Raw genomic sequence first — 18,024 nt, 5'->3', positions numbered from 1 at the left:
CACCAGCTTCGACCCGTGCAGCAGCGCGCCCCACACCTCCAACGTCGAGGCGTCGAAGGAAATCGGCGCCAGTTGCAGCCACACCTCCTCAGGCCCGAAGCGCGCGTAGTCCGCCCCCAGCACCAGTCGCGACACCGCTCGGTGCGGCACGCCAACGCCCTTCGGCTTCCCGGTGCTCCCCGACGTGAACATCACGTACGCCAGGTTGTCTCCGCAGACTCGCGTGCTCGGTGTCGTCTCCGGCTGGTGGGCAATCTGCGTGGCCCACTCCGTGTCCACGCACACCACCAGCTCACCGCCAGACGCCACCTCGTCCGCAAGCTTCTCCTGCGCCACCAACACCGCGACGCCCGCCTCCGCCTTCATCCAAGCCAGCCGCTCCAGCGGGTAGCTGGCATCCAGCGGCACGTACACGCCTCCCGCCTTCAGGATGCCCAGCACGCTCACCACCAACTCCAGCGAGCGCTCCACGCACAGCCCCACCCTCACTTCCGGCCCCACACCCATGCCCCTCAGGTGGTGCGCCAACTGGTTCGCTCGCCGGTTCAACTCGCTGTACGTCAGCCGCTGCCCCTCGTACTCCACCGCCACCGACTCCGGCGTACGCTCAACCTGCTGTTCGAAGAGGACCGCAAGGCCAGCATCGCGCGGGTACGCAGTAGCCGTCCCGCTCCACGCCTTCACCAGCCGATTCCGTTCCTCGGCGTCCATCAACGGAAGCTCGCCCAACCGAGTCTCCGGCTCGGCGATGGCCGCATTCAGCAGCGTCCGCAGGTGCCTCAACAGCTTGAGCACCGTCTCCGCTTCAAACAAATCGGTGTTGTAGTTGGCCGCCACCACCACACCGTCCTGAACCTCCTCCACCACCAGCGACAGGTCGAACTTCGACGTCCTGCCCTCCGACTCCACGCCGGAGAGGCGCAGCCCCTCACCCAACGTCACGTCCGTCACTGGCGTGTTCTGCAGCGTCAGCGTCACCTGGAACAGCGGGCTGCGGCTCAAGTCCCTCTCTGGCTGCAGCTCCTCCACCAGCTTCTCGAACGGCACATCCTGGTGCGCGTACGCCCCCAGCGTCACTTCCCTCACCTGCCCCAGCAGTTCCCGGAAGCTCCGCGCCGCGCTCACCTTCGTGCGCAGCACCAGCATGTTCGCGAAGAACCCGATCAGCCCCTCCGTCTCCCCATGCGTCCGCCCTGCGATGGGCGAGCCCACGCTCACGTCCTCCTGCCTCGCGTACCTCGACAGCACCACCTGATACGCCGCCAGCAACACCATGAACGGCGTCGCGCCTTCTCGCCGGCCGAAGGCCTCCAGGTCACGCCAGAGGGACCTGGGCCACACTTCGTGACGCAGGGCTCCGCTGTACGTCTGAACCGCTGGCCGCGCCTTGTCGGTGGGCAACTCCAGGGCCCTCGGCGCATCGGCGAGCTGCTCCCGCCAGTACGCGAGCTGCGCCTCCAACACCTCGCCCTGGAGCCACTCGCGCTGCCACACCGCGTAGTCCGGGTACTGCACCGGCAACTCCGGGAGCGGTGATGGATGGCTCCGGGTGAAGGCGTCGTAGAGCGCCGCGACCTCCCGGACGAGGACCCCCATCGACCAGCCATCGGACACGATGTGATGCATCATCAGCACCAGCACGTGCTCCTGCGCCCCGAGTCGCAGCAGCGAGGTCCTCAGCAGCGGCCCCTTCTCCAGATCGAAGGGCTTGAGCGACTCCGCCTCGGAGCGCCGCAGGGCCTCCTGCTCCGCGTCGGGGTGTCCGCTCAGGTCAACGACCGCCAGCGCGCGCTGCCCCTCGGGCGAGATGACCTGCACGGGCGCTCCACCCTCGGCGCGGAACGTGGTCCGCAAGGACTCGTGGCGGCGAACGAGCGCGTCGAAGCTCCGCTTCAGGGCCACCACGTCGAGCGGCCCAGACAACTTCACCACCGCCGGGACGTTGTAGAAGGCGCTTCCTGGCGCGAGCTGCTCCAGGAACCACAACCGCTGCTGCGCGAACGACAGGGGGAGGACGTTTGTCCGTCCCTCCCTTGGCCTCAGCGGAGGCGCCGCGACCGCCGCGCCAGACCGGACCCAGCGGTCCACCCGTTCGGCGAGCGCGGCCACGGTCGGAGCTTCAAAGAGGTCTCGGAGCGGGAGCTCGATACCCAAGGCGCCCCGGATGCGGGAGATGGCCTGCGTGGCCAGCAGCGAGTGCCCGCCCAGATCGAAGAAGCCGCTGTGGACACCGACTCGCTCCAGGCCCAGCACCTCGGAGAACAAGCCCGCCAGGAGCTCCTCCGTGGCCGTCCGAGGCGCGACGAAGGCTTCCGCGTCCGCCGCCTGGAAGTCCGGCGCGGGCAGGGCCTTGCGGTCCACCTTCCCGTTGGGCGTCAAAGGCAGCGAGTCCAGCACCACCAGGGCCTGCGGTACCATGTACTCAGGCAGCGTCCGCGCCAGGAAGCCCCGCAGCGACTCGGCGTCCAGTGCGTGCCCTGGCTTCGGCACGGCGTAACCCACCAGGCGCTTGCCCTCCGCCGCGCCGTCGAGGGCCACCACGACGGACTCGCGCACCGCGACGTGCCGCTCCAGCGCCGCTTCCACCTCCCCCAACTCGACGCGATAGCCGCGGACCTTGAGCTGGTAGTCCATGCGCCCCAGGAACTCCACCCGCCCATCCGCGAGCACACGGGCCCGGTCACCGGTCCGGTACATCCGCGCCCCCGGCTCATCCGTGTACGGGTCCGGCATGAAGCGCTCGGCCGAGAGGTCCGGCCGGCCCAGGTAGCCGCGGCCCACCGTCTCTCCACCGATGCACAACTCCCCTGGAATCCCCACCGGCACCGGGCGCAACCGTGCGTCCAGCACGTAGACGCGCGCGTTCGGGATGGGCCGGCCCAGCGGCACCGACGCGGACACGCGCCCCCGCGGCTCGCGCTCCACCTGGAGCGTGAGCACCCCCACCGTCGTCTCCGAAGGGCCGTAGTGGTTGAACACCACCAACCCTGGCGCCAGGGCGTGGACCCGGTCCATCAGCGCCCACTCCGAGACGTCACCGCCCAGGACCAGCCGCTGCCGCGGCAACACCCGCTCCGGCCGCCCCGAGGCCAGCAGCGCTTGCAGGTGCGCGGGGACGATCTTCAGGCAGTCCACTCGCTCCTGCTCGAAGAGCGCCGCAAGCGCGGACGGGTCGGAGGCGCGCTCGCGCGACACGAGGTGCAACGCGCCGCCTCGGCAGAGCGTCGGGAAGACAGCGGTGTGTCCCAGGTCCGCGGCCAGCGTCGACACGGAGGCGAAGGATGCGCCCTCCGGAAGCGCCAGGCGCGCGGACACGCCGTCCACGTAGGTGACGAGTTGCCGATGCTCGATGGCCACGCCCTTCGGCTTGCCTGTCGAACCCGAGGTGAAGATGACGTAGGCGAGGTTCTCCGGCGCCGCCGTCGGCACCGGATTGCTGTCGCTCCACTCCGCCAGTGCGTGGGCGTCCGAATCCAGGCAGACCACCGCGCCAGCGCCCCAGCGCAGGGCATCCGCCAGGGACGACTGCGTGACGAGCACCCTCGCCTCCGCGTCCGCGAGCACGCTCTGGAGCCGCTCGGCCGGAGAGGTGACATCCAGCGGCACGTAGGCCCCGCCCGCCTTCAAGATGCCCCAGAGCCCCACCAGGGCACTCGCCGAGCGGTCCAGGTACAAGCCCACCGGGACATCCGGCCCCACGCCCAGGGAGCGCAGGTGGTGCGCCACCTGGTTCGCACGCCGGTTCAGCTCGCCGTAGGTCAGCCGCGAGTCCTCGGCCACCACGGCCAGCGCCTCAGGGGTCCGCGCGGCCTGTGCTTCGAAGAGGGCCTGGATGGTGCTGGGGGCGCGGTCCGCGCGCGTGTCGTTCCACTCCACGAGCAAGCGGCGACGCTCCACTGCATCCAGCAGCGGCAGCTCCACCAGGCGCACCTCGGGGTCCTGGACTGCGGCTTCCGCCAGCACCCGCAAGTGGCCGAGCAGCCGATCGATGGTCTCCGGATCGAAGAGGTCGCTGTTGTACACGGCGCTGACCGACAGCCCTCGCGCCGTCTCGGTCAGCTCCAGCGTCAGGTCGAACTTCGACGTGCCCGCGTCGCCCTCCATCCCCGTCAGGGTCAGGCCCGGCAGGTGCAGCTCCACCGTGGGCGTGTTCTGCAGAATGAACATCACCTGGAACAGCGGACTGCGGCTCAGGTCACGCTCCGGCTTGAGCGCTTCCACCAACCGCTCGAAGGGGACGTCCTGATGCGCATACGCCCCGAGCGTCCGCTCACGCACCTGCGCCAGCAGCTCCCGGAACGTCGGGTTTCCAGCGAGGCGCGCTCGAAGGACCAGGGTGTTGACGAAGAAGCCAATCAGCCCCTCCGTCTCCGCCCGGGTGCGGTTGGCGATGGGGGACCCCACGCAGATGTCGTCCTGCCCCGAGTAGCGGGACAACACCGTCTGGAACGCCGCCAGCAACACCATGAACGGCGTGGCGCCTTCATGGCGCGCGAGCCCCTTGACGGACTCCCACAGCTCGCGCGGCCACTGGACGTCCCGGCTGTCTCCCCGGAAGGTCTGCACCGCGGGACGCGGCCGATCCGTGGGCAACTCCAGCGCCTGAGTCGCCCCCTGGAGCTGGTCCTTCCACCAACCCAACTGGGCGTCCAGCACGGCTCCCTGCATCCACTCCCGCTGCCAGACCGCGTAGTCGGCGTACTGGAGGGGCAGCTCCGGCAGCGGCGACGGCAGGCCCTGCGAGCAGGACGCGTAGAGCGCGACGACCTCACGCACGAGGATGCCCATGGACCAGCCATCCGACACGATGTGGTGCATCACCAGCACCAGCACGTGCTCCTGCTCGGACAGCTTCAGCAGCCCCGTGCGCAGCAGGGGCCCGCGAGACAGGTCGAAGGGTCGCCCGGCCTCCTGGGAGATGAGGCGATGTGCCTCCGCGGGCCGCTCGGCGTCGCCCAACGCCGTCAGGTCGACAACGCTCAGCTGCACGGGCGAGTCCGCTGCGATGACCTGAACGGGAGCCGCTCCGCTGGACTGGAACGTCGTGCGCAGCGACTCGTGGCGGAGCACCAACGCCTTGAAGGCCTGCCGCAGAGCCTCGACGCGCACCTCGCCGGTCAGCTTCACCGCCACCGGGATGTTGTAGGACGAACTCCCTGGCTCCAGCTGATCCAGGAACCAGAGTCGCTGCTGTGCGAACGACAAGGGCAAAGGCCCGGTACGCTCGACGCGCGTGGGCGGAGGAACCTGGACGGCCACCTCGCGGGGGACCTCCGCGTCCAGTCGCTGTGCCAGCTTCTCCACCGTGGGGGACTCGAAGACGTCCCGCAGGGGCAGCTCCATCTGGAACGCCTCGCGCACGCGTGACACCAACTGCGTGGCCAGCAGCGAGTGTCCGCCCAGCTCGAAGAAGTCTCCCTCCAGCCCCACGCGCTCGACGTTCAGCACTTCGCTGAAGATGGCCGCCAGCTTCTGCTCCGTGGCCGTCCGTGGCGCCTGGAACTGCTCGGCCTTCGGGCCCGCTGCCTCCGGTGCGGGCAGGGCCTTGCGGTCCACCTTCCCGTTCGGCGTCAGCGGCAGCGTCTCCAGCACCACATACGCCGACGGCACCATGTACTCCGGCAGCCGTTGCTTCATATGGGCGCGTAGCGCGTTGGGCTCCAGCTCCGAGCCCTCTCGCGGCGTCACATACGCCACCAGCCGCCTGCCTTCGCTCCCGTCCTCCCGCGCCACCACCACGGCCTCGTTGACGCCCGCGTGCTGGGCCAGCGCCGCCTCCACCTCTCCCAGCTCGATTCGGTACCCACGCACCTTCACCTGCGTGTCGCCTCGGCCCAGGAACTCCAGCGTCCCGTTCCCCAGCCACCGCACCATGTCTCCCGTGCGGTAGAGGCGCTCGCCGTCTCCGTATGGGCTCGGCACGAAGCGCTCCGCCGTCAACTCAGGGCGGCCCACGTAGCCCACTGCCAGGCCGTCTCCGCCCACGTACAACTCACCGGGCACACCCACCGGCACCGGCCGCATTGCGCCGTCCAGCACGTATGCCGTCGTATTGGACACAGGTCGGCCGATGGACACCGACGCGCCCACCTCCTCCGGACTCTCCATCCGGTGCGTGCTGGAGAACGTCGTGTTCTCCGTCGGGCCGTACCCGTTGATGAGGACTCCTCCCGCTTCCAGCCGCTCCTTCACCCGCGCCACCGGCAGCGCGTCTCCACCCGCGAGCAACTGACGCACCTTCGCCAGGGCCTGCGGCTGCCGCGCCTGCATCTGCTCGAACAGCGCCGCCGTCAGCCACAGTGACGTCACTCCCGACGTCTCCAGCTTCCGGCCCAACTCCTCCAGCGAAGGCGTGCCCGCCGGGTACACCACCAGCTTCGCCCCGTGCAGCAGCGCGCCCCACACCTCCAGCGTCGAGGCGTCGAAGGAAATCGGCGCCAGTTGCAGCCACACCTCGTCAGGCCCGAAGCGCGCGTAGTCCGTCCCCAGCACCAATCGCGACACCGCTCGGTGCGGCACCCCCACGCCCTTCGGCTTCCCCGTGCTTCCTGACGTGAACATCACGTACGCCAGGTTGTCTCCACTCACCGTTGAAGCAGGGTTGCTCTCAGGCTGACGGGCGACGTGCGTGGCCCACTCCGTATCCACGCACACCACCAACTCACCGCCAGACGCCACCTCGTCCGCAAGCTTCTCCTGCGCCACCAACACCGCGACGCCTGCCTCCGCCTTCATCCAAGCCAGCCGCTCCAGCGGGTAGCTCGCATCCAGCGGCACGTACACGCCTCCCGCCTTCAGGATGCCCAGCACGCTCACCACCAACTCCAGCGAGCGCTCCACGCACAGGCCTACCCTCACTTCCGGCCCCACACCCATGCCCTTCAGGTGATGCGCGAGCTGGTTCGCACGCCGGTTCAGCTCCCTGTACGTCAGCCGCTGCCCCTCGTACTCCACCGCCTCCGACTCCGGCGTCCGCTGCACCTGGGCTTCAAACAGCTCCGCCAACCCTTCGTCGCGAGGGTACGCAGAAGCCGTCCCACTCCACGCCTTCACCAGGCGCGTCCGTTCCTCGGCGCCCATCAACGGAAGCTCGCCCAACCGAGTCTCCGGACTGACGACAGCCGCCTCCAACAGCACCTTCAGGTGCCCGAGCAGCCGGTCCATCGTCCCGGCCTCGAACAGGTCGCTGTTGTAGTTCACCGCGACAGAGAGCCCGTGCGGCGCCTCCTCTGCCAGCAACGACATGTCGAACTTCGACGTCTTTTCCTCGGCGTCCACGCCCTTCAACGAGAGCTCCCGCAGCCGGACCTCGGAGGACGGCGTGTTCTGGAGCGTCAACGTCACCTGGAACAACGGGCTGCGGCTCAAGTCCCTTTCAGGCTGCAGCTCCTCCACCAGCTTCTCGAACGGCACATCCTGGTGCGCGTACGCTCCCAGCGTCACTTCCCGCACCTGCGCCAACAACGCACGGAAGCTCAGGTCGCGAGACGGCCTCGCCCGCAGCACCAGCGTGTTCACGAAGAAGCCAATCAGCCCCTCCGTCTCTTCGCGCGTACGGCCCGCGATGGGCGCGCCCACGCAGACGTCGTCCTGCCCCGAGTAACGGGCCAGCACCGTCTGGAACGCCGCCAGCAGCACCATGAACGGCGTCGCGCCTTCTCGGTGTCCAAGCGCTTTCACCGCGGCCCACAGCTCGGCTGGCCACAGGGTCTCCAGCAGTCCTCCGCGGAAGGTCTGCACCGCCGGCCGCGGCTTGTCCGTGGGCAGCGACAGTGCACGAGGTGCATCGGCCAGCTGCCGCCGCCAGTAACCCAGCTGCGTCTCCAACACGCCGCCGGTCAGCCACTCATGCTGCCAGACAGCGAAATCTCCATACTGGAGCGGCAGCTCGGGCAACCGCGGCCGCTGGCCCTGGGACAGGGCCTCATAGAGCGTGGCCACCTCGCGCACCAGGATGCCCATGGACCACTCGTCCGACACGATGTGGTGCATCACCAACACCAGCACGTGCTCCTGCTCCCGCAGACGCAGCAGCGTGGCCCTCAACAGCGGCCCCTTCTTCAGGTCGAAGGGCCGCTGCGCCTCGTCTTCAGCCCACGCCTTCGCGCTCCCGTCGCGGTCCGCGTCCGCCGCTGACTCCAGGGACACAACGGCGAAGGCGAGCTCCTGCTCCGGCGCGATGACCTGCACGGGCAGTCCACCGTCAGCGCGGAACGTGGTGCGCAGGGCCTCATGGCGTCGCACCAGCTCCTCGAAGCTCCACTCCAGGGCGCGAGGGTCCAATGGCCCGGTCAGCTTCACCACCGCGGACACGTTGTAGAAGGCGCTCCCCGGCTGAAGTTGATCGAGGAACCAGAGCCGCTGCTGCGCGAACGAAAGGGGCAGCTCCCGGGCGCCAGGCAGGGCCTTGATTCGAGGCAACAGCGGCTCCGCTCCGGTCCGCAGCGCCTGTTCCACCCTCCGCGCCAGCTCCGCCACGGTGGGCGCCTCGAACAGCTCGCGGAGCGCGAGCTCCACCCGAAACGCTGATCGGATGCGCGACACCAACTGGGTCGCCAGCAACGAGTGCCCGCCCAGCTCGAAGAAGCCATCATGGATGCCCACGCGCTCCACGCCCAGCACCCGGCTGAAGAACCCGCACAGCAGCTCCTCGGTCGGGGTCCTCGGCGCGGCGTACTCGTGCTCACCGGCCTCCGGCTCGGGCGCGGGCAGCGCCCGCCGATCCACCTTTCCGCTGGGGAGCAGCGGCAGCGACTCCAGACTCACGAACCACGACGGCACCATGGCCGGAGGCAGTCGCTCCGACAGGAAGGCTCGCAGCGCGGGGGGCTCCACGCCACCGGCCCGCGCCGATACGTAGGCCACCAGCCGCACCTCTCCCGACGCGTCCTGGCGTGCCACCACCACGGCGGCCTGCACGGCCGGATGCTCCGCCAGCACGGCCTCGATCTCACCTGGCTCGATGCGGTGGCCGCGCACCTTGACCTGCGCGTCCATCCGGCCCAGGAACTCCAGCGCGCCATCCCCGCGCCAGCGGACGCGGTCACCCGTGCGGTACAGCCGGGCGCCTGGGGAAGCCCCGAAGCCGTCCGGCACGAACCGCTCCGCTGTCTGCTCCGGCCGGCCCACATAGCCACGCGCCAGCCCCTCCCCTCCAATGAACAGCTCGCCCGCGACCCCCACCGGCACCGGGTGGCCCTGGGCATCCAGGACATAGACCTGCGTGTTCGCGATGGGCGCGCCAATCGGGGCGATGGGCCATTCACCCAGGTCCCCACCAAGCCAGGCCGTCGCGTCAACCGTGGTCTCCGTCGGCCCGTACGCGTTGATGAGCGTCGTCGAAGGCAGCCGCGCCCGAGCCAGGTGCACCAGCTCCACCGGCAGCGCCTCACCGCCAGACAGCAGCACGCGCAGACCCGCGGCTTGCGCCACACGCTCATGCATCAAGAGGACGCGGAGCTGCGACGGCACCAGTTGGAGCACCGTGACGCGCTGACGCTCCAGCGCGGCCAGGAGGACCTCGGTGTCACGCTCGGCATCGGGAGGTGCGATCACCAGCTCCGCACCCGCCACCAGCGTGGCCAGCACCTCCGGCACGGACGCGTCGAAGCCCAGGGAGGCCTTCTGCAGCACCCGGTCCCCAGCGCCCAGCTTCAGCGCGGTGATGAACCACGCGGTGTGCCGCGCCAAGGCGCGGTGGGAGACGACCACGCCCTTGGGACGCCCCGTGGTGCCGGAGGTGAAGAGGACGTACGCGGCGTTGTCCGCCACCACCCCCGAAGTCCAGGAGGGGGAAGAATCCGCCTCCGGAGGGTCCTCGAGCAGGACCACCGGCACCGAGAGCGGCGGGATGCCGTCACGCAGTGCCCGCTGCGTGAGGACCACCTGGGACCGGGCGTCCTCCAGGATGCGGGTCAGCCGCTCGCGCGGGGCGTCGTGCTCCAGCGGAACCCAGGCTCCGCCCGCCTCCAAGATGGCGAGGAGCCCCAGCACCCGTTCGGGCGAGCCGCGCGCACAGAGCCCGACTCGAATCTCGGGGCCGACGCCGAGCTGGCGCAGATGCCCCGCCAGGGAGCGCACGCGCGCCCGCAGCGCCGTGAAGGTGAGCTGTCCGCCCTCCCAGGAGAGCGCCACCGAGTCCGGAGCGCGCGCAGCCAGCTCCGCCAGTTGCACGTGCACGGGCGTCTCGCGTGGGTACGCGGCCCGGGTGTTGTTCCACGCCACGAGGAGCTGATGCCGCTCGTCGAGCGACAGCAGGGGCAGCTCGGACAGCCGCTGTTCCGGCGTCGCCACGGCCGCCTCCAGCAACGTGAGCCAGTGGCTGGCCATGCGCTGGATGGTGGTTGGGCTGAAGAGGTCGGCGTTGTACTCGAAGACGCCAGCGAAGCCCTCCGGCAGGTCCTCCAGCGCCAGCGTCAGGAAGAACTTCGCGGCGCCAAGCTCGGAGTCCATCGCGCTCATCGAAAGCCCCGGGACCCGGGACTCCGGCACAGGCGTGTTCTGCAGGGAGAACATCACCTGGAACAGCGGAGAGTGGCCGAGGTTGCGCTCCGGCTGGAGCTCCTCCACCAATTGCTCGAACGGGACGTCCTGATGCCCGTAGGCCCCCAGCGCCGCGTGCTTCACCTCCGCGAGCAGCGTGAGGAACGGCTTCTCCGCGGACGGACGCGCTCGTAGCGCGAGCGTATTGACGAAGAAGCCAATCAGCCCCTCCGTCTCCGCGCGATTGCGACCGGCGACAGGCGTACCGACGACCAGGTCGTCCTGGCTGGTATAGCGAGCCAACAGCGCCTGGAAGCCCGCCAGTAGCACCATGAAGGCCGTGGCCCCGTGCCGCTGGGCCAGGGCCTGCACCGCGGAGGACAAGGCCCGGGACAGCCGAACCGGGAGGTGCGCGCCACGCGAGGACTGGACCGCCGGCAACGGCCTGTCCGTGGGGAGCGCCAGGTAGTGAGGCGCCCCCTCGAGCTGCTCGCGCCACCAGTCGAGCTGTTGCCTCAGCGCGCCGCTCTCCAGCCAGGCTCGCTGCCACATCGAGAAGTCGACGTACTGCACTTCAAGTTCGGGAAGAGGTGACGGCCGTCCCTCCCGGAACGCGCCGTAGAGCACCGAGAGTTCCCGGACGATGACGCCCATGGACCACCCGTCCGAGACGATGTGGTGCATGTTCGCCAGCAGCACGTGCTCGGACTCGGAGCGCTTCAGCAGGCGCGTGCGAAGAAGCGGCCCGCTGGAGAGATCGAACCCCCGAAGGGATTCCTCGCGCAGCAGTCGCTGCACCTCCGCTTCGGCCTCCGACTCCGGAAGGGCCGACAGATCCATCACCAGGAGGGCGACTGCCGCCTGCTGGGAGATGATCTGCACGGGTGTGCCACCCTCGGTGCGGAACGTCGTCCGCAGGACCTCGTGGCGACGAACCAGCTCCCGAAGAGCGAGCTCCAGGGCATCGACCTGCAACGCCCCCGAGAGCCGGATGGCCAGTGGGATGTTGTAGACGGAGCTTCCTGGCTCCAACTGCTCGAGGAACCACAGCCGCTGCTGGGCAAACGAAAGCGGGAGTGCCCCGACCCGAGGCATTCGCCGCAGTGCTGGCGCCTGCTGTGCCGAGGCCCCCGACTGCGCCTCCTCCAACCGCGCGGCCAGCTTCTCCACCGTGGGGGACTCGAAGACGTCCCGCAGGGGCAGCTCCATCTGGAACGCCTCGCGCACTCGGGACACCAACTGCGTGGCCAGTAGCGAGTGTCCTCCCAGCTCGAAGAAGTCTCCCTCCAGCCCCACGCGCTCGACGTTCAGCACTTCGCTGAAGATGGCCGCCAGCTTCTGCTCCGTGGCCGTCCGTGGCGCCTGGAACTGCTCAGCCTTCGGGCCCGCTGCCTCCGGCGCGGGCAGGGCCTTGCGGTCCACCTTGCCGTTCGGCGTCAGCGGCAGCGTTTGGAGCACCACGTATGCCGACGGCACCATGTACTCCGGCAGCCGCTGCTTCATATGGGCGCGTAGCGCGCTGGGCTCAAGCGCGGTGCCGTCATGTACCGTCACGTATGCCACCAGCCGCTTGCCTTCACTGGCGTCTTCCCGCGCCACCACCACGGCCTCGTTGACGCCCGCGTGCTGGGCCAGCGCCGCTTCCACCTCCCCCAGCTCGATTCGGTACCCGCGCACCTTCACCTGCGTGTCGCCTCGGCCAAGGAACTCCAGCGTCCCGTTCCCCAGCCACCGCGCCACGTCCCCCGTCCGGTAGAGGCGCTCGCCGTCTCCGAACGGGCTCGGCACGAAGCGCTCCGCCGTCAGCTCAGGGCGGCCCACGTAGCCCACTGCCAGCCCGTCTCCGCCCACGTACAGCTCGCCCGGGACGCCCACCGGCACCGGCCGCATCCCGCCGTCCAGCACGTATGCCGTCGTATTGGACACAGGCCGGCCGATGGACACCGACGCGCCTACCTCCTCCGGGCTCTCCATCCGGTACGTGCTGGAGAACGTCGTGTTCTCCGTCGGGCCGTACCCGTTGATGAGGACTCCGCCCGCGGAAAGTCGCTCCTTCACCCGCGCCACCGGCAGCGCGTCTCCACCCGCCAGCACCTGCCGCACCTTCGCCAGGGCTTGCGCCTGCCGCGCCTGCATCTGCTCGAACAGCGCCGCCGTCAGCCACAGTGACGTCACTCCCGACGTCTCCAGCTTCCGGCCCAACTCCTCCAGCGACGGCGTACCCGCCGGGTACACCACCAGCTTCGACCCGTGCAGCAGCGCGCCCCACACCTCCAGCGTCGAGGCATCGAAGGAAATCGGCGCAAGCTGCAGCCACACCTCCTCGGGCCCGAAGCGCGCGTAGTCCGCCCCCAGCACCAGCCGCGACACCGCTCGGTGCGGCACCCCCACGCCCTTCGGCTTCCCCGTGCTCCCCGACGTGAACATCACATACGCCAGGTTGTCTCCACTCACCGTTGAAGCAGGGTTGCTCTCAGGCTGACGGGCGACGTGCGTGGCCCACTCCGTGTCCACGCACACCACCAACTCACCGCCAGACGCCACCTCGTCCGCAAGCTTCTCCTGCGCCACCAACACCGCGACGCCCGCCTCCGCCTTCATCCAAGCCAGGCGCTCCAGCGGGTAGCTGGCGTCCAGCGGCACGTACACACCGCCTGCCTTCAGGATGCCCAGCACGCTCACCACCAACTCCAGCGAGCGCTCCACGCACAGCCCCACCCTCACCTCGGGGCCCACGCCCATGGCTTTCAGGTGGTGCGCGAGCTGGTTCGCTCGCCGGTTCAGCTCCCGGTACGTCAGCCGCTGCCCCTCGTACTCCACCGCCTCCGACTCCGGCGTCCGCTGCACCTGGGCTTCAAACAGCTCCGGTAACCCTACGTCGCGAGGGTACGCAGTAGCCGTCCCACTCCACGCCTCCACCACGCGCGTCCGTTCCTCGGCGCCCATCAACGGCAGCTCACCCAGCCGCGCCTCAGGCTCGGCGATGGCGCCCTCCAACAGCACCTTCAGGTGCCCGAGCATCCGGTCCATCGTCCCGGCCTCGAACAGGTCGCTGTTGTAGTTGACGGTCGCGACCACGGCGTCCGGCACCTCCTCGACGACCAGCGACAGGTCGAACTTCGAGGTCTTCTCCTCCGCCTCCCCGCCTTTGAGGGTGATGCCTCGCAGTTGGACATCCGCGGCCGGAGTGTTCTGGAGCGTCAACGTCACCTGGAACAGCGGGCTGCGGCTCAAGTCCCTCTCAGGTTGCAGCTCCTCCACCAGCTTCTCGAACGACACGTCCTGGTGCGCGTAGGCCCCGAGCGTCACCTCCCGGACCTGTCCCAACAATTCACGAAACGTCAGTCCGGGCACCAGCCTGGCCCGCAGCACCAGCGTGTTCACGAAGAAGCCGATCAGCCCCTCCGTCTCCGAGTGCGACCGCCCCGCGATGGGAGCGCCCACGCTCACGTCGTCCTGCCCCGAGTAACGGGACAGCACCGTCTGGAACGCCGCCAGCAGCACCATGAACGGCGTCGCGCTTTCGCGGCGGCCAAGCGCCTCCACCTCCCGCCACAGCGCCTTGGGCCACCGGGCGTGGAGATTCGCGCCCCGGAACGTCTGTGCCGCGGGGCGAGGCCTGTCCGTGGGCAACGCCAGGGCGCTCGACGCACCCTCGAGCTGCTTCCGCCAATAGGCGAGCTGCGTCTCCAGCACCTCCCCCTTGAGCCACTCGCGCTGCCAGACGGCGAAGTCGGCGTACTGCACGGGCAGCTCTGGCAATGGCGACGGCTGCCCCTGGGACAAGGACTCGTAGAGCGCGGCCACCTCGCGCACCAGGATGCCCATGGACCAGTAGTCCGACACGATGTGGTGCATCACCAGCGCCAGCACGTACTCGTGCTCGGACACCTTCAACAGCACCGTGCGCAGCAGCGGCCCTTGCTCCAGTTGGAACGGGCGGCGCACCTCCTCCTCGGTCCGCGCCTTCGCCGCCGCCTCACGTTCGGCCGCTGGCAAGCCAGAGAGGTCCACCACCTCCAGCGGTACCCGGGTATCGGGAGCAATCACCTGCACCGGCGCTCCGCCCTCGGCACGGAACGTCGTGCGCAGCGACTCATGCCGGCGCACCAGCGCGTCGAAGCTGCGCTCCAGCGCGACGACATCCAGGGCTCCGGAGACGCGGACAGGCGCCCAGAGGTTGTAGGACGTGTTCGTCGGGTCGAGCTGCGCCAGGAACCACAGGCGCTGCTGCGCGAAGGACAAGGGGGCAATGCCACCCTCCCTCGGTGTGCGAGTCAGCGGCGGAGCGGGGACGCCCGCCACCGCGACCGCTCGGGAGATCCGCTCCGCCAGCGCCGCGATCGTCGCCGACTCGAAGACGTCGCGCAGCGGCAGGTCCACCCGGAAGGCCTCGCGGACGCGCGCGACCAACTGCATGGCCAGCAGCGAGTGTCCACCCACCTCGAAGAAGTTGTCGTGCAGCCCGACGGACTCCAGCCGCAGCACCTCCGTCCAGAAGCCCGCGAGCATCTGCTCCACCGGGGTTCGCGGCGCGACGTGCGCCCCCCTCCGGGGCGCCTGCACCGCCTCTGGCGCGGGGAGCGCCTCGCGGTCCACCTTCCCGTTCGGCAGCAACGGCAGCCGCTCCAGCACCACCACCGCCTGCGGCACCATGAAGCGCGGCAACCGGGACTCCAGGCTCGCGCGGACCTCACTGCCTTCCAGCCCGTGAGCGTCACGCGGCACCACGTAGGCCACCAGCCGCTTGTCGCCGGGCACGTCCTCGCGCACCACGACCAGGGCCTCGCGAACCCCCGGCTGCCCGAGCAGCGCCGACTCCACCTCGCCAGGCTCGATGCGATGCCCGCGCACCTTCACCTGCGCGTCACCCCGGCCCAGGTACTCCAGCACGCCGTCCCGCCGCCAACGCGCCTTGTCGCCCGTGCGATACAGCCGGGCCCCAGCTCCCCAGGGCGAGGGCACGAAGCGCTCCGCGGTCAGCCCGGGCCGGCCGAGATACCCCCGCGCCACGCCCAGCCCCCCGATGAACAGCTCGCCCACCACGCCCGCGGGCACTGGCTCCAGCGCCTCGTCGAGGACGTAGACGCGGACGTTCGTCAGCGGCCGGCCGATGGCCACCTCACGCCCCGCGTCCTCGACTTCGGCCATCAGGTCCACCGCGGTGGCCACGGCCGTCACCTCGGTCAGCCCGTAGGTGTTCAACAGCGGCACCGCGCGCCCCACGCGGCGGCGCCACTGCGCCACCCGGGCGGGAACGGCCCGCTCCCCGCCGATGACCACCCACTTCAGGCCCGCCGGGAGACGCGCCTTGCCTTCGTCCAGGCTCGCCGTCAGCTCGTGCCAGAAGGCCGTGGGCAGGTTGAGCTGGCTGATGCCAGCCGCCTCGCACCGAGCCAGGAAGGCGTCCGGGACATCCAACAGCTCGGGGGTGCGCAGCACCAGCGTGCCGCCCTGCGTGAGGCACGGGTAGATCTCCTCCGCGCTCGTGTCCCAACTGATGGACGCGAACTGAAGCACCCGGTCACCCGGGGCCACCGGGCACACCTGCCACTCCGCGCGGATGAAGCTCCCCAGCGACTGGTGCTGAACCACCACGCCCTTGGGCCGCCCCGTGGAGCCCGACGTGTAGAGCACATACGCCGCGGCCTCCGGGGGCACCGGGACGGCGACCTCCGCCGTCTCCTCGGCACCAGCCGAGGTCAGCGTGTCCACCTCCAGCCACACGGGCGCTGAAGACGCCCCCAGCTTCTCCCGGTACCGCGCTCGCGCCACGACCACGCGCGCGCCGCTGTCCTCCAACATGAAGCCCAGCCGCTCCGCGGGATACTCGGGGTCCAGCGGCACATAGGCACCGCCGGCCTTGAGCACGCCCAGCAACGCCGCCAGCAGCTCCACCGAGCGCTCCACGCACACGGCCACCCGGGACTCCAGGCCCACGCCGTGCGCGCGCAGACGCATCGCCACACGGTTCGCTCGCGCGTCGAGCTCGCGATACGTCACGGACTCCCGGCCGGAGATCACCGCCGTGGCCTCCGGCGTCCGCGCGACCTGCGCCTCGAACAACGCATGCGCGCACGCATGGGCCGCCACCGGCTCGCTCGCGCCACTCCACGTCACCAGCACCTGCTGGCGCTCGGGTCCGCGCAGGAGCGGCAGCGTCTCCACCGGGACGTCCGGCGCCGTCACCGCCGCCTCGAGCAACGCCTCCAGGTGGCCCAGCAACCCGCCGATGGTCGCCGCGTCGAACAGGTCCGCGTTGTAGGTGGCCTCGAGCGTGAGCCCCTCGGCCTCTTGGACCATCATCAAGGACAGGTCCAGGTCGGTGCTGGCCCCCTCCGCGTCGAGGACGCGCACCTCCAGCTCCGAAACCGCGCGCACCCGGGGAAGCGCCTCGCGCGCACCGAAGCGCACCTGGAAGAGCGGCGCGCGCGTCGCGTCGTGCTCTACGCCCAACGACTCCAGCAGCGGCTCGAACGGGACGTGCGGGTGCTCGAAGGCCTCCGCCGTGTCCGCCCTCGCCCGGCGCAGCAGCTCACGGAAGTCCGGCCGGCCAGACAGGTCCGCGCGAAGAGCTCGCGGCTCGGACACGAGGCCCACCAACCCCGCCAGCTCCTTGTTCCCGCGCTCGGACAGCGCGCCGATGAGCAGGTCCTTCTGCCCGCTGTAGCGCGACAGCACCGCCTGGAGCCCGGCCAGCACGACCGCGAAGAGGGAGCCACCCTCGGCCCGCGCCAGCGACTCCAGCCGCTCCGTCAGCGCCTGGGGCAGCAGCGCCCGCCGCCGCTCCGCCCGTCCCGTCGAGGAGCGCCGAGGCCGGTCCGTGGGCAACGCCAGCTCGTGCGGCGCGCCCGCGAGGCGCTCGCGCCACCGCTCCAGGTGCGCATCCAGCGCGTCTCCGCGCAGCCTGGCTCGCTGCGCCGCCGCGTACTCCGAGTACGGGAGCGGTGCGTCCGGCAGCGGCGACGGCTGCCCCTGGACGAAGGCACCGTAGAGCGCCAGCAGCTCCTGGGAGAGCACCTCCAGGGACGCGGCGTCGCAGACGAGGTGGTGCACCACCATCAGGAGCACATGCCGCTCCGGCGACACACGCAGCAGCAGCGCGCGCGCCAGCGGGCCACGCGACAGGTCGAACGGCGTCTCCAGGTCCCGCTGGATGCGCTGCCGGACCGCGGCCTCGCGCGCCTCCGCCGGAACGTCTTCCACCCCCTCCACGGTGAACGGGAGGCGCACCTGGGGCTCCACGAATTGCACCGGAGCGCCGGAGACCTCGCCGAAGTGCGTGCGCAGCGGCTCATGACGCCGCGCCACGTCCTGGAGGCTCCGCTCCAGGATGGCCACCTCCAGATGGCCGGACAGCTCCAGCACCCACGGCAGACGGTGGGCCGGCAGCCCGGGTGAGCGCTGCTCCAGGGACCACAGCCACTGCTGGGCGAACGTCAGCGGCACCGCGGGCCGAGGCTTCTTCTCCAACCGCTTCGCGAGCAGCGCGAGCTTCTCCTCGCGCGTGAGCGTGGGCTTCTTGTCCGTCTCATTCCCCAT

General features: G+C 70.2%; 1 protein-coding gene (cut by a window edge). It reads right to left on the bottom strand.

Translation table 11 applies throughout. From position 1 onward, the window contains the following. Nucleotides 1–18,024 carry the 5' portion of a non-ribosomal peptide synthase/polyketide synthase gene (locus MYMAC_RS17980; RefSeq protein WP_095958962.1) on the bottom strand. It extends 17,793 nt beyond the left edge of the window, so 18,024 of the gene's 35,817 nt are visible here — the first part of the coding sequence; its start codon is at nucleotides 18,022–18,024; its stop codon lies off the left edge, out of view.

The organism is Corallococcus macrosporus DSM 14697, assembly GCF_002305895.1.
Classification (GTDB): domain Bacteria; phylum Myxococcota; class Myxococcia; order Myxococcales; family Myxococcaceae; genus Myxococcus; species Myxococcus macrosporus.
Note: the sequence above shows the minus strand (reverse complement) of the source record. Positions and strands in the feature narration are given on the sequence as shown.